The sequence below is a fragment of the Pseudomonas sp. B3(2017) genome (assembly GCF_002113595.1).
Lineage (GTDB): Bacteria > Pseudomonadota > Gammaproteobacteria > Pseudomonadales > Pseudomonadaceae > Aquipseudomonas > Aquipseudomonas ekonensis.
Map to the genome: position 1 here is coordinate 77,692 of NZ_NEIU01000019.1, position 19,077 is coordinate 96,768.

Sequence of the window (19,077 nt, forward strand, 5' to 3'; positions counted from 1 at the left end):
GGCAGGGCTTTTTTTGTGCTGGGGTTCAGATGCCCATGCTGACCAGTGAGTTCATGATGTTGCGCAAGGTGCCGGCGATGGCAGGGTGTTCGACCTCGAAGCGTTCGACCGCCAGGTTCACGCCATCGGCAATGTTGGTGTCCTGAGTGGATTTATCCAGATCGAGCTCGGATTTGATCTGCTCCATGAGCTGGTGCAGATGTTCGCGCTCGGCATCGGACAGCGGCGGATTCTGTTCCAGTTGCTCGCGCAGGGTGTTGAGCTGTTCTTGCAGTTCGCGGGCGGGCATGGCGGTTTCCTTTTGTCGAGAGGCACTGGCATAGACAGCAGCCGGGCGCCAAAGGTCTATGGCTCCCCTTAAGACTAATCCACTCTCGAGGCGCGTGCATGATCCCGGTCAGGGCTTCTCGCCTTTGAGCCTGCGCAGGCTGATGTCGGCCAGGCACGTGTCGAGCTCGCCCAGATGGTCGATCACCGAGTGCACGCCCAAGCCGTACAGCTGCAGCGTCGCCTTGCCGCGCAACTGTTCGCGTTCCTTCTGCTCCAGGGCGTGCCATTGCTCCGGCGACAGGCCGCAGAGCGGGCCGCAGGAGGCCAGCCCGATGGTCCACAGCCCGGCGTTCAGGCCCGATTGCAGCAGGCGCGGTTCGCCGCTGACCAGCACGCAGCCGTCGAGCCGTTCGACGTTCAGGGACATCAGCGCTTGCCAGCAAGCGCCCGGGGCCGGCCATGGATTGATTGTTGCCGAATATTGCGACGGCTGGATCCATGACGGCAACGCGGCGGTCAGGGGGTGGGCGAGGGCGGGCGGCAGTTCGTCGAGCCAGGCGCAGGGGATTTGCTGGCGCTGCAGGCTGTCGAGGCTGTCCAGGGCGCCGGGGGTGGCCTGGGTGTGCTCCTGCAGGACTTCGCCGTGGCGGGCGCGGGCGCCGAAATCCACCAGGCAGCCGCTGAGCCCGAACAGCACGGCGGTCAGGTTGGAGGCGCAGTGGGGCAAGGTTTCGGCGTGCGGCATGAAAACGTCCCTGAAATAGCCAAAGGCTAGGGGAGGCCGGTGACAGTTGGATGACACATTGGTGAAAGCGGCCGTAGGAGATGTCGCACGTTGTCAGCGCGACTGCCTGCCCAAAGCGGCTTTTGCGCTTATACTAGCGCCCATATCGCCGGGGCGGATTCGTCCTGCGCCATCCCCATCCAAGGAGTTTCCTTTTATGCGCTGGAGCAATCCTCTCGCTCAGATCTGTCTATGTGCCGGTGTGTTGCTGGCCCCGTTCGCCGCCCAGGCCGCGACGGAAGAAGACCCTTGGGAAAGCGTCAACCGTCCGATCTTCCAGTTCAACGATTTCGTCGACACCTACGCGCTGAAGCCGCTGGCGCAGGGCTATGAATATGTGACGCCGCAATTCCTCGAAGACGGCATCCACAACATGTTCCGCAACGTCGGCGACGTCACCAACTTCGCCAACAACGTCCTGCAGGCCAAGCCGGCCGCCGCCGGCGTCGATGCGGCGCGCCTGATCTTCAACACCACCTTCGGCCTGCTCGGCTTCTTCGACGTCGGCACCAAGATGGGCCTGCAGCGCAGCGACGAAGACTTCGGCCAGACCCTCGGCTACTGGGGCGTGGGCAGCGGCCCCTACGTGATGCTGCCGCTGCTGGGCCCGAGCACCCTGCGCGATGCGCCGTCGAAGTACGTCGACAGCTACACCGGCCCTTACCGCTACATCAACGACGTGCCGGTGCGTAACTCGATCTTCGGCCTGAACATCGTCGACACCCGCGCCAGCCTGCTCTCCAGCGAGAAGCTGATCAGCGGCGACAAGTACACCTTCATCCGCAACGCCTACCTGCAGAACCGCGAGTTCAAGGTCAAGGACGGCCAGGTCGAAGACGATTTCTGATCGTCTGCGTCGATCGCCGGACATCGAAGGCGGCCGTCAGGCCGCCTTTTTTCATGGCGACGACCTTCCAACGGGTTACGGATGGATGGGTTCTTATAACTCTCTGTGATTTGACAAACAAAGTCGTCAGGTGGCGATCGGCGCATGCTTGAAACGCCCCGCGGATGGGAGTACCGTCTGCGCCTTAGAAGGGCACCTCTGGTGTGATCGCGTTCGGGACCGTTGTCCGAAAGCGCTGCAACAGAGAGGCTAGAAAGCGAATCCAGTAGTCTGCGCCGGGCCTGTCGCCCCGCCTGCTACGCCAACCCCATTCTGGCGCCGTTTGCCCACATGCCAAAAACCAGTGCCACGCTGCTGATAATCGATGATGACGAAGTAGTGCGCGCGAGCCTCGCGGCCTATTTGGAAGACAGTGGTTTCAGCGTCCTGCAGGCCGGCAACGGTCAGCAGGGACTTCAGGTATTCGAGCAAGACAAGCCCGATCTGGTCATCTGCGATCTGCGCATGCCGCAGATGGGCGGTCTCGAACTCATCCGTCAAGTCACCGAACGCTCGCCGCAGACGCCGGTGATCGTGGTATCGGGTGCCGGCGTGATGAACGATGCGGTGGAGGCCCTGCGCCTGGGCGCCGCCGATTACCTGATCAAGCCCCTCGAAGACCTGGCTGTGCTCGAGCACTCCGTGCGCCGGGCCTTGGATCGTGCGCGGCTGCTGCTGGAGAACCAGCGCTACCGCGAGAAGCTCGAAAAGGCCAACCGCGAGCTCGAAGCCAGCCTGAACCTGCTGCAGGAAGACCAGAACGCCGGGCGCCAGGTGCAGATGAACATGCTCCCGGTCAGCCCCTGGAGCGTCGACGAACTGCGCTTCGAACACCAGATCATCCCGTCCCTGTACCTGTCCGGCGATTTCGTCGACTATTTCCGGGTCGATGACCATCGGGTGGCGTTCTACCTGGCGGACGTCTCGGGCCACGGCGCGTCCTCCGCGTTCGTGACCGTGCTGCTGAAGTTCATGACCACGCGCCTGCTGTTCGAGTCCAAGCGCAACGGCACGCTGCCGGAGTTCAAGCCGTCGGAAGTCCTTGGCCATATCAACCGGGGACTGATCAGCTGTAAGCTGGGCAAGCATGTCACGATGGTCGGTGGCGTCATCGACGAGGAGACCGGTTTGTTGACCTATAGCATCGGCGGCCATCTGCCGTTGCCTGTGCTGTACACGCCTGAGGGCGTGCGCTACCTCGAGGGCCGCGGGCTGCCCGTGGGGCTCTTCAACGAGGCCACCTACGAGGATCACGTGCTGGAGCTGCCGCCGACGTTCAGCCTGACGCTGATGTCTGATGGCATTCTGGATCTTTTGCCAGAGCCCACACTCAAAGAAAAAGAAGCCGCCTTGCCCCAACGGGTCAAGACGGCGGGCGGCAGCCTGGATGGTCTGCGCCAGGTGTTTGGATTGGCCACGCTCGGGGAGATGCCGGATGATATCGCCCTGTTGGTGTTGAGCAGGAACCTTCAATGAGTACCGGTAGAATCCAGTTCGCCGAGCAGGACGGCACCTTTGTCCTGAAGTTCGTCGGTGAAGTACGCCTGACCCTGTGTTCGGCGTTGGATGCGACTATTGAGAAAATCTTCACCGCGTTGAACTTCAACGCGATCGTGATCGATTTGACCGAAACCCGCAGTATCGACAGCACCACCCTGGGCCTGTTGGCCAAGCTGTCCATTCTGTCGCGGCAGAAGGTCGGCCTGTTGCCGACCGTCGTCACCACCCACGATGACATCACCCGTCTGCTGCAGTCGATGGGCTTCGAGCAGGTGTTCAACATCGTCAACCACCCTGTGCCGTGTCCGGAGTGTCTCGACGACCTGCCGGATCAGGACCAGTCGGAGGAGGTGGTGCGGATCAAGGTGCTAGAGGCGCACAAGATCCTCATGGGGCTGAACGAGTCCAACCGTGAGGCGTTCCATGACCTGGTGAACGCGCTCGAGCGGCATTGACCGTCCCGGCGGCGGGAGCAAGCTTCCTCGCCACACGAATGAAAAAGGGCGAACCCGTGAGGGTTCGCCCTTTTTGCGTTGGCCGTCAGCCGGTCACAGCTTGGCTTTGAGCAGCGCTTCGAGCTTTTCCTGGTCGCGGGCGAACTGGCGGATGCCTTCGGCCAGTTTCTCGGTGGCCATCGCGTCTTCGTTGGACAGCCAGCGGAACTGCGCTTCGTTCAGCGGCAGACGGGCTTCGCCGGTGTGGCCCGGCGCCAGTTTGCGCTCCAGCTTGCCGGTGTCTGCGGCCAGCTTGTCGATCAGGTCGGGGCTGATGGTCAGGCGGTCGCAGCCGGCCAGCTGTTCAATCTGGCTCAGGTTGCGGAAGCTGGCGCCCATGACCACGGTCTTGTAGCCGTTGGCCTTGTAGTAGTTGTAGATGCGGGTCACCGACTGCACGCCCGGATCGTCGGCACCGGTGTACTCGTTGCCGTTGGCCTTCTTGTACCAGTCGTAGATGCGGCCCACGAACGGCGAGATCAGGAACACGCCGGCATCGGCGCAGGCGGCGGCCTGGGCGAAGGAGAACAGCAGGGTCAGGTTGGTCTGGATGCCTTCTTTCTCCAGGATCTCGGCGGCGCGGATGCCTTCCCAGGTAGAGGCGATCTTGATCAGCACGCGGTCGCGGCCGATGCCGGCCTTGTCGTACAGCTCGATCAGGCGGTGCGCACGCTTGAGCATGGCGTCCTGGTCGAACGACAGGCGCGCATCCACTTCGGTGGAGATGCGCCCGGGGATCACTTTCAGGATTTCCTGGCCCACCGCGACGCCGAAGCGGTCGCTGGCCAGGCCCACGTCGCCCTTGCAGTCGCTGACGCTGGCGTTCAGCAGCTCGGCGTAGGCCGGAATGGCGGCCGCCTTGAGCAGCAGGGAAGGGTTGGTGGTCGCATCGACCGGCTTGACCCGGGCGATGGCTTCGAAGTCGCCGGTGTCGGCAACGACGGTGGTGAATTGTTTCAGTTGTTCCAGCTTGGAAGTCATGAGCGTGCTCTGTCCTAGGGGTCTGATGACATTACCCGAGCGCTGACAGCCGCTCAAGGGCATGAACGCGGATCGGCGGCCCCCGGGGCAACAACCTGAAAACGGCTGTTTGAAAGGCGGGGGCGCGGTGTCGATGGATTCGATGGCGAAACCGCCCGCAGGTTCAAAGCGACAGATGGGTGGAGGGCGGCTATTGCGCGTTCAGTTGCGTGCGGGCCGTCAGTTGCGCCGGTTTCGGCTGGCCGTCGGAGGTCAGCAGGCCGAAGTTGCGTTCCCGGTCGTTGCTGCCCGAATCGCTGTTTTTCCATTCATAGATCGAGGTCAACGGGATGTTGAGCCGTTTAACGTCGCCGATGAACGCCCCGATCTTGCTGGCCTGGCCTTCGGGGCCGCCGTTGGAGCCGAGCGCCGAGATGCCCCATTCGCTGATGACCCCCGGCAGGTGGAAGTTCTGCTGGATGAACGCCTGGGCATTGCCGATCTGCGCGGCGGTCATGCCGTAGGGGTGATAGGACACCGCGTCCAGGCAGTCGGGGTAGGCGCTGACGATGCTGTTCAGCGCAACGGTCGAGGCCGACCCTGCGCTCGGCGGCCGGGCGAAGCCGAAGCCGATCACGGGTGTGGATGTGATTTTGCCTTGCAGCGACTGGCACATGGCTTTCATGAACGGCGCGAACGTCGTGTCGAAGTTGCCGGTCGGCCAGTACGTGGCCAGATCCGGTTCGTTCCAGATTTCGATCGCCACCAATTGCGTGCGGTAGGACGCTTCCAGGCTCGTCACCGCGCCGGCGAACGCGCCGCCCGCCGCTGCGGGCTCTGCGCTCAGGGGGCGGGTGGCGCGCACGGTCATCAGCACTGGCAACCCGGCTGCCCGGGCGACGGCGAAGGCGTCGCCGATCTGCCGCTGATAGGCCGGATCACCCAGGCTGTCGCTCCAGACGCCCAAGCGCACGAAGCTGAAGCCCGCCGCCTTGATCTGGGCGGCGTCGGCGGAAGAGAAGTTCTGGATCTTGACCTGAACGCCGATGGTGCGGGTGCCGGTCAGGGCCGGAAACAGTTCGCTGGCGTGGGCCTGGGCGCTGGCGCCGAGCAGCAAGAAGGCGAGGGCGCCGAGCCGTTTGAGATGTGCTGAATACATGTCTGCTCTCCTGATGAGAAATGACACTAGCAATCGTTGTTTGCGTTATCTGATTCGATAGGCGCAAGTGCGCGAAGTGCACGAATGTTATTTTTTGTCAGGAATCAACTTGTGAAAATCACAGTTATTTTTGGTCCGGCAATTCTGGTTGGGGGACTTTCCGACGGCATGGTACTTAATGCACTCAATTAACAGGGCGAATCTATTTCTGAACGCAGAAATGTCTCGTGGGTTCATTAAGACCGCGAGCGGTATTGGCAGAATGATATTACACAGGAAAGTAAACCTTGTTCAAAAAGATCCTTGTCGTCTGCGTGGGCAACATCTGCCGAAGTCCGACAGCCGAACTGTTGTTGCGTGATGCACTGGCGCCGGCCGGCGTCACGGTCGCGTCCGCCGGGCTGTCCGCCCGGGTCGGCGAAGCCATGGAAGCGTCCGCGCGCCAGGTGGTGGAAGAACACGGCCACAGCGCCGAAGGTTTCCGGGCGCGGCAGATCACGTCGGACATCGTCAATGATGCCGACTTGGTCCTGGTCATGGAAAAAGAACATGTAAAACAAGTATTGAAGATCGCGTCCCACGCCAGGGGCAAAGTGTTTCTGCTCGGCAAGTGGCAAAGCGAGCGGGAAATACCGGATCCGTACCGTCAGGGAAAGGCCGCTTTTATTCATGCGCATGCATTGATTGAAGATGCTGTTTGCTCTTGGGCGCAACGCCTCGGGCGTTGATGAATATTCTTCAGTTCAGTGAATGGTAAGAAAAGACTTATGCAGTTACCGTCAGTAGTCGGCACCCGGGATAATGATCAAGACAGCATTGATATCCTCGGCATCTTTGGTTCGTTGATCGACCGCAAATGGTTGATCGGCGCCTTCACCGGCGCCTTCATGATGACCGGCGTGGCCTACGCCGTGCTGTCGACGCCGGTGTACCTGGCGAACGCGCTGGTCCAGGTCGAACCGAAAAAGAACGACATGCTCGGGTTCTCCGACCTGAGCAGCATGCTGGGCGGGCAGTCGCCGTCGGTGACCGAGATCGGCATCATCAAGTCCCGGGCAGTGATCGGCCGCACCGTCGACGACCTGCGCCTGGACATCGACGTCACGCCCAACACCTTCCCGGTGATCGGCGGCTTCCTGGCCCGGCGCTATCGGGGCGACAGCGAAGACAGCGTCTCGCGCCCGCGCTTCGGCCTCAACAGCTACGCCTGGGGCGGCGAGCGCCTGGACATCGAGCGCCTTGACCTGCCCAAGGAACTGCTGGGCAAGAAACTCACCCTGATCGCGGGCGAGCAGCACCGCTTCCAGCTGTTGGACGACAACGACAACCTGCTGGCCGAAGGCGTGGCCGGCAGCGCCTTCGACCAGGACGGCGTCGCCGGGCTGATCGGACGGCTGCAAGCCAACCCCGGCACCCGTTTCGAGGTGGTGCGCAACCCACGCATCGTCACGATCCAGAGCTACCAAGACGCCCTGGACATCGCCGAGCAAGGCAAGGAATCGGGGATCATCCGCCTGGCCCTGGCCAGCAGCGATGCGCCCGAGGCGGTGCGGATCCTCAACAAGATCTCGGCGCTGTACGTGCAGCAGAACGTGCAGCGCACCTCGGCCGAAGCGGCGCAGAGCCTGAACTTCCTCCAGGGCCAACTGCCCCAGGTCAAGCGCGACCTGGCCAAGGCCAGCGAAGCGCTCAACGCCTACCAGACCCGCGGCAAGACCGTGAACATCTCCCTGGAGACCCAGTCGGTGCTGGGCCAGGCCGTCGGCCTGGACACCAAGCTCTCCGAGCTGAAGATGCAGCAGGCGGAGATGGACCGCAAATTCACCAAGCAGCACCCGGCCTACCGCGCCCTGATGACCCAGATCGGCGAGCTGACCCAGCAGCAGCGCTCGCTGGAGAGCAAGGTGCAGGATCTGCCGGCCACCCAGCAGGAACTGCTGAACCTGACCCGCGACGTGGAAGTGGCCTCGCAGATCTACACCCAATTGCTGAACAAGGCCCAGGAGCTGGACATCGTCCGCGCCGGTGCCGTGGGCAACGTGCGGCTGGTGGATCCGGCGGATGTGGACATGACCAACCCGATCAAGCCGCGCAAGGCCTTGATCGTGCTGATCGCGACGTTCTTCGGTGCCTTTGTCGGCGTGGCGCTGGTGCTGGTGCGCAAGTCGATGAGCCGGGGGCTGGAAGGCCCGGAGGCCATCGAGCAGCTCGGCCTGCCGGTGTACGCGTCGATTCCCTACAGTGCCCTGCAGAAGGAAGAGGACAGCAAGAAGGTCCGGGCCAAGCAGGCCGAGACCCAACCCGCTTACCTGCTGGCCCTGCGCAACCCGACGGACCTGTCCATCGAATCGATCCGCAGCCTGCGCACCTGCCTGCATTTCGCCGGGCTGGACTCGACCAACAACCGGATCATGATCTCCGGCCCCAGCCCGCAGGTCGGCAAGACGTTCGTGTCTTCGAACCTGGCGGCGGTCATGGCGCAAAGCGGCCAGCGGGTGGTGCTGATCGACGCGGACATGCGCAAGGGGCATCTGCACAAGACGCTGAACACGCCCATCGCCAATGGCCTGTCGGACCTGTTGGTCAAGCGCTGCAGCCTTGAGCAGGCGATCCACAAGGTCGAGGTCGACAACCTGCACTTCATCAGCCGCGGGCAGGTACCGCCCAATCCGTCGGAACTGCTGATGCACGCCAACTTCCGCGATCTTCTGGCCGAGCTCAGCGAGCGCTACGACGTGGTGATCATCGATACGCCGCCGCTGCTGGCCGTGACGGACGCGGCCATCGTCGGCCGCGAAGCGGGGATCAGCCTGATCGTCACCCGGTTCGCGGTGAACCCCGCCAAGGAAATCGAACTGACGATCCGCCGGTTCGCCCAGAACGGCATCGAACTCAAAGGCGCGGTGTTCAACGGCGTCGAGAAGCGCGCGGCCAGTTACTACGGCAACGGCGGCTACGGTTACTACAGCTACGAATACGCGTCCGACAAGTCCTGAGTCGGGCGACGGTTCCATTTGGCAAGGAAGTGGGTGGGTTGTGAAAAAAATTCTGCACGTGGCTGAAACGATAAAAGGCGGCGTCGCGACGGTGATCCGCACGATATCGGCGTCGCCCGACGACGAAACCTCGAACTACGAACTGATCTATCTGGTGCCCAAGGATCAGAAACAGGAGCTGCACGGCATCGACGGAGGGCAGATCCGCACCTTCGAAAGGAGTGGGCGCAATGCGCTGTCGATGCTGCGCTTCGCCTGGCGGCTGATGCAGGTAATGCTCAAGGAAAAGCCCGATGTGGTGCACCTGCACAGTACTTTTTCCGGGGTGATCGGTCGTTGCGTGTGCCTGCTTCTGCGGCCCTGGCGGTCGCCGAAGATCGTCTATTGCCCCCATGCCTTTTCGTTCCTGATGGAAGGCTCGCCGGCCAAGCGCAAGCTCTATTCGCTGATCGAGCGGCTGCTGCAGAACGTCACCGACAAAATCATCTGCGTCAGCCGCTACGAGCTGGACAAAGCCGCCGCGTTCGGCATCGACCGCAAGCGCATGACCCTGATCTACAACGGCATACCGCCCAAGGACGAGGTGCCCAAGGCCGCCGGCGCGGAGCCGATCCGCCTGTTGTTCGTGGGCCGTCTCGACTACCAGAAGGGCTTCGATGTGCTGCTCAAGGCCTTTGCCGAAGTGCGCCGCACCGACCTCAAGCTCACGGTGGTGGGCAGCGCGGTCAACGAAGACGCGGTCGCGCCCCCGCCGATGGACGGGGTCGAGTACCTGCCGTGGGTGACCCCGGCCGAAGTCCACGCCTTGTACCGCCAGGCCGATGCGCTGATCGTGCCCAGCCGCTGGGAAGGGTTCGCGATGGTGCCGCTGGAGGGCATGTCCATGGGCGTGCCGGTGATCGCCAGCGACTGCACGTCCCTGCCGGAACTGGTCACCCACGGGGTGTCCGGCTACATCTTCCCCGCCGGCGACCACCAGGCGCTGGCCGACCGCCTGATGCGGATCCACAAGCCGGGGCTGACCGCCCTGGGCCTTGAAAGCCGCCGGATCGTGCGCGAGCGCTTCAGCGCCGAGCTGATGATCCGCCAGACCTATGACGTGTATTGCGCCCCCACTTGTTAAGTAGAAATCAGCTTATGAACGTAACGATCTTGCATGGCTACAGTGCGTCCAACTCCGGTGACGGCCTCTTGGTGGACCTGGCCATCGCCCTGGTGCAGCGAAACTTCGGCGCCGACACGTCGATCAATGTCGTGGCGTCCGACCCGCAGTCCTTCAGCTACCTGCCGCACAAGCGCTTCGATGCGCCGGTGATGGCGGCCAAGGGCCTGGGGCGGGTCAAGGAGGCGGTGTTCCTCAACCGCTCCTACGCCGCGCTGGCGGACCTTTTGAAGAACACGGACCTGATCGTCGGCGTCGGCGGCGGCTACATGCGTTCCAAGAGCGCCTTCGAACACATCAAGCTGAAGCTGGGGCACGCCAAGCAACTGGAAACGGCGATCCTCAGCAAGGTGCCGTCGGTGTACCTGCCGCAGAGCATCGGGCCGTTCCACGGCGAAAGCAGCAAGATCGTCGAGCACTACGCCAGCGCCGATGCGGTGTTCGTGCGCGACAACCGCTCTTCGGCGATGTTCGAAGCCTGCGAGAACGTTTACCGGGCACCGGACCTGGCGGTGCAGGCCCTGGCCGGCAAGATCCTCATGCAGCCCAAGTTCACCCGCTGCGCGTCGACGCCGGCCACGGTGTGCGTGGTGCTGCGCAAGCCGCCGGCGTGGAGCCCGGAAAAGAAGGCCGCCTACGTCGCCAACCTCAAGGTGCTGCTGCAACGCCTGAAGGACAAGAGCAAGGTGGTGTGCGCGGTGCAGAGCGCCGTGCGCGGCAACGACGACGGTGCGTTCTACCGCGAGCTGGGCATCACCGAAGACCTGCTGCCGCTGAAGGCGACCCTGGCCAAGCACCAGCCGGACCTGGTGATCTCCGTGCGTTTGCACGGCGCCATCGAGTCGCTGCTGTCGGGCGTTCCGGCCTACCACATCAGCTACGAGCGCAAGGGCTTCGGCGCCTACCAGGACATGGGCGTGGAGGACTGGGTGATCAACGGCGGCGACATCGACGTCGACACCATCATCGACACGGTCTACGCGCCGGACGCCCTGAGCCGCTTCGGCAAGCGCCTGACCGACACCTGCCGCGAGATCGAAGCCAAGACGGTGATGATGGACGAGATCATCAAAGGCGTCGTTCGATGATCTTCAGGCTCCTGCTGCGGGGCGGATCGCTGGGCGCCAAGTTCCTGCTGGTGCTGGCCGTCACCCATTACCTGGGCTATGAAGCCTTGGGCTTCTACGGGGTGGTGGTCGCGGCGTCGCTGATTGCGTCGAAGTTCTACAGCGCGGGCTTCAGCTCCGAGATCAACCGGCTGATCAGCGTCGGCGGCAGTTCGCGCCGGGTCATCGACAAGGTGCTGTGGCTGTACCTGGCCGTGGGCCTGGTGCTGTCGCTGGCGACGGTGGCGGTCTACTCGCTGTTCCAGTCGATGCCGGCGACGCCCGCGCTGATCGCCTGCGTGACCCTGGTGCTGCTCACCGAACACCTGTCCTTCGAGATCAACTCTTTTGTGTTTTCCGCCCAGAAGGCCACGTGGGGGGCGCTGCTGTTCTTCATCAAGACCGGCCTCTGGGCGCTGCTGGCGGTGGCCGGGCTGATGCTCGGCCAGGTCGCGGACATCACGAGCGTCCTATGGCTGTGGGTGGTGGCCAACGTCGTGGTGATCGTCGCCGGGTACGCCATCGTGGCCAAGGTGCATCGCGGGCGGGCGGAAGGGACGCTGGCGGCCGCGACCGTGTGGAAGGCCGGCTTGCCGTTCTATCTGGGCACCGGGCTGATCGCGTTGAGTCAGTACGCCGAGCGCTTTCTGATCGCCGACCTTGAGCCCTACGCCAACCTGGGCGTTTACGTGTACGCCTGGTCGGCGGCCAACACCTTGCAGGCGCTGTCCTATGCGGTGGTGGCGGTGGTGGGCATCCCGGTGCTGGCCAAGCGGTTTCAGGCCGACGGGCAGCCGTTCACGGTCGGGCAACTGTTCGTGAACAAATGGGTGATGCGTTCGCTGGCGGTGTCGGCCGTGGTGGCGGTGCTGATCTACCTGTTCTTCAACGTCGTGCTCGACTATGTCGGCGCGCCGGTGCCGCGTCCGGACAACGGGATCCTCGGCGTGCTGATCGTGTCCTTTGCCTTGCGCGGGGTCGGCGACATCGTCTGGGGCGGGTTGATCGCCTCGAAAAACAGTCGGGCGTCGCTCGCCGGAGCGGCCATCTGCCTGCTGGTGTCGGTGCCGGTCAGCTACGGCCTGATCAAGCACTATTCGATCGAGGGCGCCGCCTGGGGCAACGTCTTCGCCATTGTCGTGCAGTTGGGCGCGATTGCGCTGCTGACCCGCGCGGGTCAGGCGAAAAGGGCGCTGGCATGGGGCTGAAGTTGCCATGCATCGAGTTTCGCGGGGTGAAGCTCGATTCGTCGATGTCGTTCCTGATCCTGTTCAGCGGCCTGTTCCTGTCGGTGGCCATGCCGCTGCTGGTGCCCCGGGCGCCGGGGCCGGACGCCATGACCCTGTGGATGTCCTACGCCCGGGCCGACAACTGCAACTTCTGGAACCCGTTCTCGCCGGACCGCTCGTCCTACGAGTGCTCGGCATTCCTGCTGCGGCCCACCGGCATCGACCTGACCAATGCCTGGGCCTACGGCATGTTCTGCAATTTCTTCCTGACGGCGATCCCGGTGGTCGTCTTCCGGCGCATGCCGCTGGCGATCTTCGGCACCCTGTGCCTGTGGGGCATCGTCCGTTCGTTTTTCCTGGAGAACCTGACCAAGGAAATCATCGTGTCGGTGGCGGTGCTGAGCATTCTCCTGAGTTCGCTGACGCGCAAGTACCGCGGCGGCTTCTTCCTGTCGGCGGTGATCTACGGCGTGCTGATCCGGCCCTACTGGATTCTGTTTTCGCTGTCGTGGGTCGGCGTCTGCGTGATGAAGAAGTATGTGTCGCGCGTCACGTTCTTCCTGATGCTGTTCCTGTTCTACCTGGCGGTCGCCATGGCGATCCAGGTGGCGCTCGGTTTTCCGGTGTCGTCGATCCGCGCCAGCAACAACGAGCTGCGCACGGCGGGCGAGGAGGGCTCCAAGTCGCTGATCGTGTCGTGGCTCAGCGGCAGCGACTTCGTCTCCCAGGCGCTGGACTCGATGATCATCTTCTTCCGGCTGTCGTTTCCCGCCGAGCTGATCCTGCTGTCCGGGCCGGGGCAGGTGATCTTCGTGGCGTTGATGATCATGACCGCGCTGCTGCTGTTCAAGGTCATCACGTCCAAGGACTACAAGGGCATCCCCATTCAGACCAAGGCCAAGGAACTGATCGCGATCCCCCTCGCGTTCCTGCTGGTCCAGGGGCTGTTCGAGCCGGACTTCGGCTCCTTCGCCCGGCACTTCTCCATGGTGGTGCCGGTGCTGTTCGTCGGGCTGGGGCTGATGCTGCAAGGCAAGAAGCCCGTGCGGGCCGAATCAACCAATCGCGAGATGAGGCGGGTGCCGTAATGTCGAGCAAGAGAAAGTCGCTGGAGATCGAGACCCTGCGCGGTCTGGCCTGCCTGCTGTTGGTGCTGTATCACGTCATCGGCCCGCTGGGCGGCGGCCTGAAGATCGACCTGGGCTCGCCGTTCCGGGTCATCGCCGATTCCATGGTGTACGTGCGCATGCCGCTGTTCACCTTCATTTCGGGCTACATCTATTCGCTCTACAAGATCCGCGGCAACGACTTCGGGGCGTTCTTTCGCGGCAAGGTGCGGCGGCTGATCGTGCCGCTGTTCTGCGTCGGCGTGCCGTTCTCCGTGCTGCAGGCGGTGGGGCCCGGGGTGAACAAGGACGTGGGCGTGATTGATGCGCTGCTGTCGTTCTACATTCCGGTGAACCACTTCTGGTTCCTGCAGGCGGTGTTCATCATTTTCATGTTCGTCGGCCTGCTGGAATGGCGCGGCCTGCTGCGCACGTCGACGCGCCTGTACCTGCTGCTGGCGTTCGCGGCGGTGGTGTTCCTGCTGCCGACCTTCAAGGTCGATGCGTTCGGCATCAACGGCGCGACCTACCTGCTGCCGTTCTTCGTGGCGGGGATGATCGGCCAGGAAAAGGTCGACACCTTCCGGCATTTCTTCAAGGTGATCGGGCCTTGGGTGTTCGTGATGATTTCGCTGGCGCTGCTGTATGTGGCCGCGACGGACCGCGAGCTGATCGTCGACCGTCGCAGCCTGATCGGGCTAACGGTGGGCTGCGTGTCGTGCTTCGCGCTGCTGTCGAGCGAGATGCGCTCGAAGTGGCTGACCTGGCTGGGCGGCTATTCCTACGCGATCTTCCTGTTCCATGTGCTGTTCGCCGCCACGTCGCGGGCGTTGCTGGGGCGTCTGGGCGTGAAGGACGAAAGCGTGCTGGTGGCCTGCGGCCTGACCCTGGGTCTGTTCGGGCCGGTGCTGCTGTCGACGGTGTTCAGCCGCTTCAACTTCACTTCCGTGCTGTTCCTGGGGGAGCGGGCCACGGTCAAGAAGCCTGTCGGGCAAGCGGCCTCGGTGCCGCAAACCTGATGGTTGCGCACAAGGAAAAGCGCCATGTTCGCAGTCGATGACTTCAGCCCGGTCGCGGCCTCGGTGGTTCAGGTCGGCGACGCCCGTGAGCGATTCGGCCAGTGGCGCGAAGGGAAGGCGGGGCCGGTGCTGTCCATCTCCGTGATCGGCGACAGCTACAGCGCCGGGCAGGATTTCTACCTCAATCGCTTGGTGCAGCGGCTGGCGTCGGAAGCGGGGTTCGCCGGCCCCGGCTACATTGGCTTCAACCACGGCGCGGCCCTCGGCGGCACGCATTTCAAGTACACCCGCAGCAGCGAAAAACACTTCGGTGGCGGCTGGCAGGTGTCCGGCCTCGGCCAGGCCAGCCCCGACAGCCGCACCGTCACCGGGCGCCCGGGCGCATGGCTGCAGATCGATGCCCATCCTTCGGCGGCCATCGACACGACGGTCACGGAGGCGAAACTGCTTTACCTCGGCACCGGCGAACCCAGCGACGTGCGTTACCGCTGGGCGCCTTCTCAGGCCTGGCGCCCGTTGAGGCTTGACGGCGAAGGCGTCCGCGAAGCGCCGTTGGCGGATCCGCCGCCGGTGCCGGACTGGGCGTTGCGGCTGGAGGTGGCGAGCGGTACGCCGACGCTGTTCGGCGTGTGGATGAGCAATGGCCAACGTGGCGTGCGGGTGTCGAAGCTGGCGGCGTCCGGCGCGGCCTCGGCGGACTTCTACCATGACGATGCCGGTTGGCAGGCGCAGTGGAAAGCGGCGGTGGCGAAGATTCCGGCGGACATTTACCTGATCATGCTCGGCGGCAACGATCAGGGCTTCGGGGTCAAGCCCGCGCAGTACCTGAAGAACATCCAAGGCCTGGTGGCGATGCTGCGCGAGATCCAGCCGACGGCGAGCATCAACCTGATCCTGCGCCAGGACACCTCGCGCTCCAGCGCCTACCCGATGTCGGCGTATGCGCAGGTGCTGCAGCCCTGGGCCCGAGAGGCCCACCTGGGCTACGCCGACATGCAGTGCGCATTCGGCGCCGACGTCAGGCGCTATGCGGCCGGCGGGCCGATGCCGATGATCGGGCCGGACAGGATTCATCCGGACCCGGCCACGGGAGGGAAGGTGATCGCCGGGTTTTTCCATCGTCTGATGGTCGGCGGCCGTGAAGCGGTGTCGCCCCAGGATCGCTGCGGCGACGTCCAGCGCTAGGCGTTCAGCCTGGGGCGCGTTCGAAGGCGTCCAGATGGCCGAGCAGCTCGGCGGTCCGGCGCGGCATCCCGTGCGTGTCGCAGCGGGTTTCCACCGTGACGATGACCGCCGGCTCGTTGCAGCACAGGCGCACCCGGAACCGCCAGTCGCTGAAGATCACCTTCAGGCCGTCGCGGTCGTCGATTTCCAGCGCCTGTTCGGCATACAGCCGTTTCAGGTGGGCGAGCAGGGGATAGGGATCGGCCAGCGGCCGGCGGATGTCGCCGGACGAAGGAAACATGCCGATGCGCTCCACCAGCAAGATCGTGCCCAGCCAAGACTCGTTGGCGCTGGGCAGCGGCTGATGGCGGGACAGCCAACTCATCACGCCGAGGTTGTCCACCGACCGTTCGAGGTCCGCCGCGTGTTGTGCAATGTTCATAGGGGTTTGCCTGAATGAGGGGTGGACGTTACGGGTGCGCTGGTTGGGCTCAGCGCCCCTTCAGGTAGACGTTGTCGTAGCAGAAGTTGGTCGCCTGGAGGTAACCCTCGGCGTCGCCGCAGTCGAAGCGCAGGCCCTTGAACTTGTAGGCCAGCACGCAGCCGTTCTGCGCCTGTTTCATCAGCGCGTCGGTGATCTGGATTTCCCCGCCCTTGCCCGGTTGGGTGTCGGCGATCAGGTCGAAGATGTCCGGGGTCAGGATGTAGCGGCCGATGATCGCCAGGTTGGACGGGGCGTCCTGCGGGGCGGGTTTCTCCACCATGTTGTCGACCCGGTAGAGGCCGTCGCTGATCGGCTCGCCGGCGATCACGCCGTATTTGTGGGTCTGGTCGCGGGGCACTTCCTGGATGGCCACGATGGAGCAGCGGAAGCGCTTGTACAGCTGGATCATCTGGGCGAGTACGCCGTCGCCTTCCAGGTTCAGGCACAGGTCGTCGGCCAGCACCACGGCGAAGGGTTCGTCGCCGATCAGCGGACGGCCGCTGAGGATCGCGTGGCCCAGGCCTTTCATCTCCACCTGACGTGTGTAGGAGAAGGTGCAGGTGTCGATCAGCTCGCGGGTGCCGGCCAGGAACTTCTCCTTGTCGGTGCCGCGGATCTGGTGTTCGAGCTCATAGCTGATGTCGAAGTGGTCTTCCAGCGCGCGCTTGCCCCGTCCGGTGACGATCGCCATGTGTTGCAGGCCGGCGTCCCGGGCTTCTTCGACGGCGTATTCGATCAACGGTTTGTTGACGATCGGCAGCATTTCCTTGGGCATGGCTTTGGTGGCCGGCAAGAAACGCGTGCCATAGCCGGCCGCGGGGAACAAGCATTTACGAATCATAGAAATATCCTGGACATTCATGGCGCACAGCCAATGGCGTGCAATAACGAAAGGTTGCAAGTTTCAATGTTGATTGAACGCTTACTTTAATACCCGAGTCAGGTAATTGATGGCAAATGGCAATGTGCGCGGAAGGCGACAATGTTATTAGATGTCGGCCTTATTGTTGTTGGTTATTTTTAGTCGGTATCTGCCGATAGTGGCAAGAGTGCGGTGATGTTAATAAATAGCAGGCAATACAGTTTGGGCTGGAAAAATATTTTTCGCCAGTCGTTGAACTTGTTTTGTTTAAGGTTGTTGTCGGCCTAGTTTGTGTGAATTGCGACACATATTCAACAGGCCAGGCTTGACGCGCTACTGGGAAGTTTCCCGACTAAGGACCGCGCTATGAAGATTCTGGTAACCGGTGGCGCCGGCTATATCGGCTCGCACACCACACTTGCGCTGCTTGAGGCAGGCTATGAAGTTGTTGTCCTGGACAATCTCTGCAACAGCAGCGATGCGGCCCTGCACGCGGTGGAGGCCATCTGCGGCAGAAGTGCGCAGATGATCCGCGGCGATGTCTGCGACAGGGCGCTGCTGGACCGGATCTTCCGGGAACACGCGATCGACGCGGTGCTGCACTTCGCCGGGCTCAAGGCCGTGGGCGAGAGCGTGCGCAAGCCGCTGGAATACTACGAGAACAACGTCGGCGGCAGCGTGACGCTGTGCCAGGCGATGGCGGCGGCCGGGGTGTTCCGCCTGGTGTTCAGCTCCTCGGCCACGGTGTACGGCGCGCCGGAGCGGATGCCGATCCGCGAGGACTTCCCCACCGGCCAGCCCACCAGCCCCTACGGCCAGTCCAAGCTGATCGTGGAGAACGTGCTGCGTGACCTGTGCCAGGCCGAGCCGCGCTGGAGCATCGCCCTGCTGCGCTACTTCAACCCCATCGGCGCGCACCACAGCGGCCGGATGGGCGAAGACCCCAACGGCATCCCCAACAACCTGGTGCCGTACATCAGCCAGGTGGCCGTCGGCAGCCTTCAGGAATTGTCTATCTTCGGCAACGACTACCCCACGGCCGACGGCACTGGCGTGCGCGACTACATCCACGTCGTGGATCTGGCCGACGGGCACCTGAAGGCCCTGGAAACCATCGCCGGCCGCACCGGCATCCACACCTGGAACCTGGGCACCGGCGACGGCTACAGCGTGTTGCAGGTGCTCCAGGCCTTCGAGCAGGCCTGCGGCCAGCCGGTGCCGTACAAGGTCATGCCGCGCCGCTCCGGAGACGTGGCCGAGAGCTGGGCCGACCCCTCCAAGGCCGCGGCGGAACTGGGCTGGAAAGCCACGCGCAGCCTGCAGGACATGGTGACTGACACCTGGCGCTGGCAATCGAGCCACCCGCAGGGCTACCGCGGATGATGTCAATTTGGACCGATGTTAGTTTCGGTCAGGCTGTTAGATAACGTCGGGAAATTACGCTGGAATTGCCCGGTTCAAGTCCGTAGATATAAACGTGCCGTTCGACATTTATAAGTCGGGATTGATTGTGAATGAACGACGGCTCATGTTCGCGCAGTTTGCGACGTGATCCCTAACATCCAGCGGACGGCCTGATGTTATTAAAGTCGAATGCCGGAAAGGAGTGGGTATGAAAAAAGTGATGGCGATCGCCTTGTTGTCGTTGTTCGGCAACTTGGCCATTGCAGCCGAAGCGCCGCTCACGGCGGTGACCAATGTGTCGGGCAACGTGGCGGCTTCCCAAGCGCCCGCCGCCAGTACCGCAATGGTTGCCAGTGCCGTAGCGGCATCCAACAGCGGAGGAAGTGCGAACGGCGGTACAACCGGTACCACAGGTACGACGGGTACAACCGGCACGCACAACTAACGGTAACAACTGTTGTTGCAGTACAAGGTCGCCCGACGCAAGTCGGG

19 protein-coding genes are annotated in these 19,077 nt (G+C 63.2%); 13 read left to right on the forward strand and 6 right to left on the reverse strand.

The window, feature by feature from the left end; all coding sequences use genetic code 11:
* Positions 1–25: 25 nt before the first annotated feature.
* On the reverse strand, positions 26–289 hold the full coding sequence (locus tag CAG33_RS23370; protein ID WP_085640688.1) for a DUF4404 family protein: 264 nt from the start codon (positions 287–289) through the stop codon (positions 26–28).
* Positions 290–397: 108 nt separating this feature from the next.
* Positions 398–1,015 carry a phosphatase gene (locus CAG33_RS23375; RefSeq protein WP_085640690.1) on the reverse strand — a complete coding sequence of 206 codons (618 nt, stop codon included), beginning with the start codon at positions 1,013–1,015 and terminating at the stop codon, positions 398–400.
* Between the two features lie 196 nt (positions 1,016–1,211).
* On the opposite strand from CAG33_RS23375, the gene CAG33_RS23380 reads away from it, so the two are divergent.
* The 3 genes from CAG33_RS23380 (at position 1,212) to rssC (ending at position 3,895) form a co-directional block, all read left to right on the forward strand.
* Entirely contained in the window at positions 1,212–1,901 is a 690-nt protein-coding gene (locus CAG33_RS23380) for a VacJ family lipoprotein (RefSeq protein ID WP_085640692.1), read from the forward strand.
* A gap of 330 nt (positions 1,902–2,231) precedes the next feature.
* Positions 2,232–3,416 carry a two-component system response regulator RssB gene (gene rssB, locus CAG33_RS23385; protein WP_085640694.1) on the forward strand — a complete coding sequence of 395 codons (1,185 nt, stop codon included), beginning with the start codon at positions 2,232–2,234 and terminating at the stop codon, positions 3,414–3,416.
* Entirely contained in the window at positions 3,413–3,895 is a 483-nt protein-coding gene (rssC, locus tag CAG33_RS23390; RefSeq protein ID WP_085584507.1) for an anti-sigma factor antagonist RssC, read from the forward strand. The genes rssB and rssC overlap by 4 nt, the downstream gene beginning before the upstream one ends.
* A gap of 93 nt (positions 3,896–3,988) precedes the next feature.
* Here the strand turns inward: rssC and tal are convergent, their stop codons facing one another.
* Both tal and CAG33_RS23400 read right to left on the reverse strand, forming a co-directional pair.
* On the reverse strand, positions 3,989–4,915 hold the full coding sequence (gene tal / locus CAG33_RS23395) for a transaldolase (protein WP_085584505.1): 927 nt from the start codon (positions 4,913–4,915) through the stop codon (positions 3,989–3,991).
* A 190-nt stretch (positions 4,916–5,105) separates the two neighbouring features.
* On the reverse strand, positions 5,106–6,053 hold the full coding sequence (locus CAG33_RS23400) for a glycosyl hydrolase family 5 (protein WP_085584503.1): 948 nt from the start codon (positions 6,051–6,053) through the stop codon (positions 5,106–5,108).
* A gap of 287 nt (positions 6,054–6,340) precedes the next feature.
* On the opposite strand from CAG33_RS23400, the gene CAG33_RS23405 reads away from it, so the two are divergent.
* The 8 genes from CAG33_RS23405 to CAG33_RS23440 are packed head-to-tail and all read left to right on the forward strand — an operon-like array spanning position 6,341 to position 15,856.
* Positions 6,341–6,781: a low molecular weight protein-tyrosine-phosphatase gene (locus tag CAG33_RS23405; RefSeq protein ID WP_085584501.1), complete on the forward strand. Its 441-nt coding sequence runs from the start codon at positions 6,341–6,343 to the stop codon at positions 6,779–6,781.
* 39 nt (positions 6,782–6,820) lie between these two features.
* Positions 6,821–9,049, forward strand: coding sequence for a polysaccharide biosynthesis tyrosine autokinase (locus tag CAG33_RS23410; protein WP_085584499.1), 2,229 nt, complete (start codon positions 6,821–6,823; stop codon positions 9,047–9,049).
* Positions 9,050–9,089: 40 nt separating this feature from the next.
* On the forward strand, positions 9,090–10,172 hold the full coding sequence (locus CAG33_RS23415; protein WP_085584497.1) for a glycosyltransferase: 1,083 nt from the start codon (positions 9,090–9,092) through the stop codon (positions 10,170–10,172).
* Between the two features lie 14 nt (positions 10,173–10,186).
* A complete protein-coding gene (locus tag CAG33_RS23420) occupies positions 10,187–11,299 on the forward strand; it encodes a polysaccharide pyruvyl transferase family protein (protein ID WP_085630783.1) in 1,113 nt (370 codons plus the stop codon).
* Complete coding sequence (locus tag CAG33_RS23425) at positions 11,296–12,525, forward strand: phosphoribosylaminoimidazole carboxylase (protein ID WP_085640696.1); 1,230 nt, start codon at positions 11,296–11,298, stop codon at positions 12,523–12,525. The genes CAG33_RS23420 and CAG33_RS23425 overlap by 4 nt, the downstream gene beginning before the upstream one ends.
* Complete coding sequence (locus CAG33_RS23430; RefSeq protein WP_085640698.1) at positions 12,516–13,634, forward strand: hypothetical protein; 1,119 nt, start codon at positions 12,516–12,518, stop codon at positions 13,632–13,634. Before CAG33_RS23425 ends, CAG33_RS23430 begins: the two co-directional genes overlap by 10 nt.
* Complete coding sequence (locus tag CAG33_RS23435; RefSeq protein ID WP_085630779.1) at positions 13,634–14,671, forward strand: acyltransferase family protein; 1,038 nt, start codon at positions 13,634–13,636, stop codon at positions 14,669–14,671. Before CAG33_RS23430 ends, CAG33_RS23435 begins: the two co-directional genes overlap by 1 nt.
* A 24-nt stretch (positions 14,672–14,695) precedes the next feature.
* On the forward strand, positions 14,696–15,856 hold the full coding sequence (locus CAG33_RS23440; RefSeq protein WP_085640700.1) for an SGNH/GDSL hydrolase family protein: 1,161 nt from the start codon (positions 14,696–14,698) through the stop codon (positions 15,854–15,856).
* 4 nt (positions 15,857–15,860) lie between these two features.
* Here the strand turns inward: CAG33_RS23440 and CAG33_RS23445 are convergent, their stop codons facing one another.
* Both CAG33_RS23445 and galU read right to left on the reverse strand, forming a co-directional pair.
* Positions 15,861–16,277 carry a mannose-1-phosphate guanylyltransferase gene (locus tag CAG33_RS23445; protein WP_085640702.1) on the reverse strand — a complete coding sequence of 139 codons (417 nt, stop codon included), beginning with the start codon at positions 16,275–16,277 and terminating at the stop codon, positions 15,861–15,863.
* A gap of 49 nt (positions 16,278–16,326) precedes the next feature.
* Entirely contained in the window at positions 16,327–17,160 is an 834-nt protein-coding gene (galU, locus tag CAG33_RS23450) for a UTP--glucose-1-phosphate uridylyltransferase GalU (RefSeq protein ID WP_085640704.1), read from the reverse strand.
* Positions 17,161–17,547: 387 nt separating this feature from the next.
* Here galU and galE point away from each other — a divergent pair, with 387 nt between their 5' ends.
* The gene (gene galE, locus CAG33_RS23455; RefSeq protein WP_085584480.1) at positions 17,548–18,564 is read left to right on the forward strand and encodes a UDP-glucose 4-epimerase GalE; all 1,017 of its coding nucleotides are present in this window, start codon (positions 17,548–17,550) and stop codon (positions 18,562–18,564) included.
* Between the two features lie 229 nt (positions 18,565–18,793).
* Positions 18,794–19,030 (forward strand): hypothetical protein, encoded by a 237-nt coding sequence (locus CAG33_RS23460; protein WP_085584478.1) that lies wholly within the window; start codon positions 18,794–18,796, stop codon positions 19,028–19,030.
* The last annotated feature ends 47 nt before the right edge of the window (positions 19,031–19,077 follow it).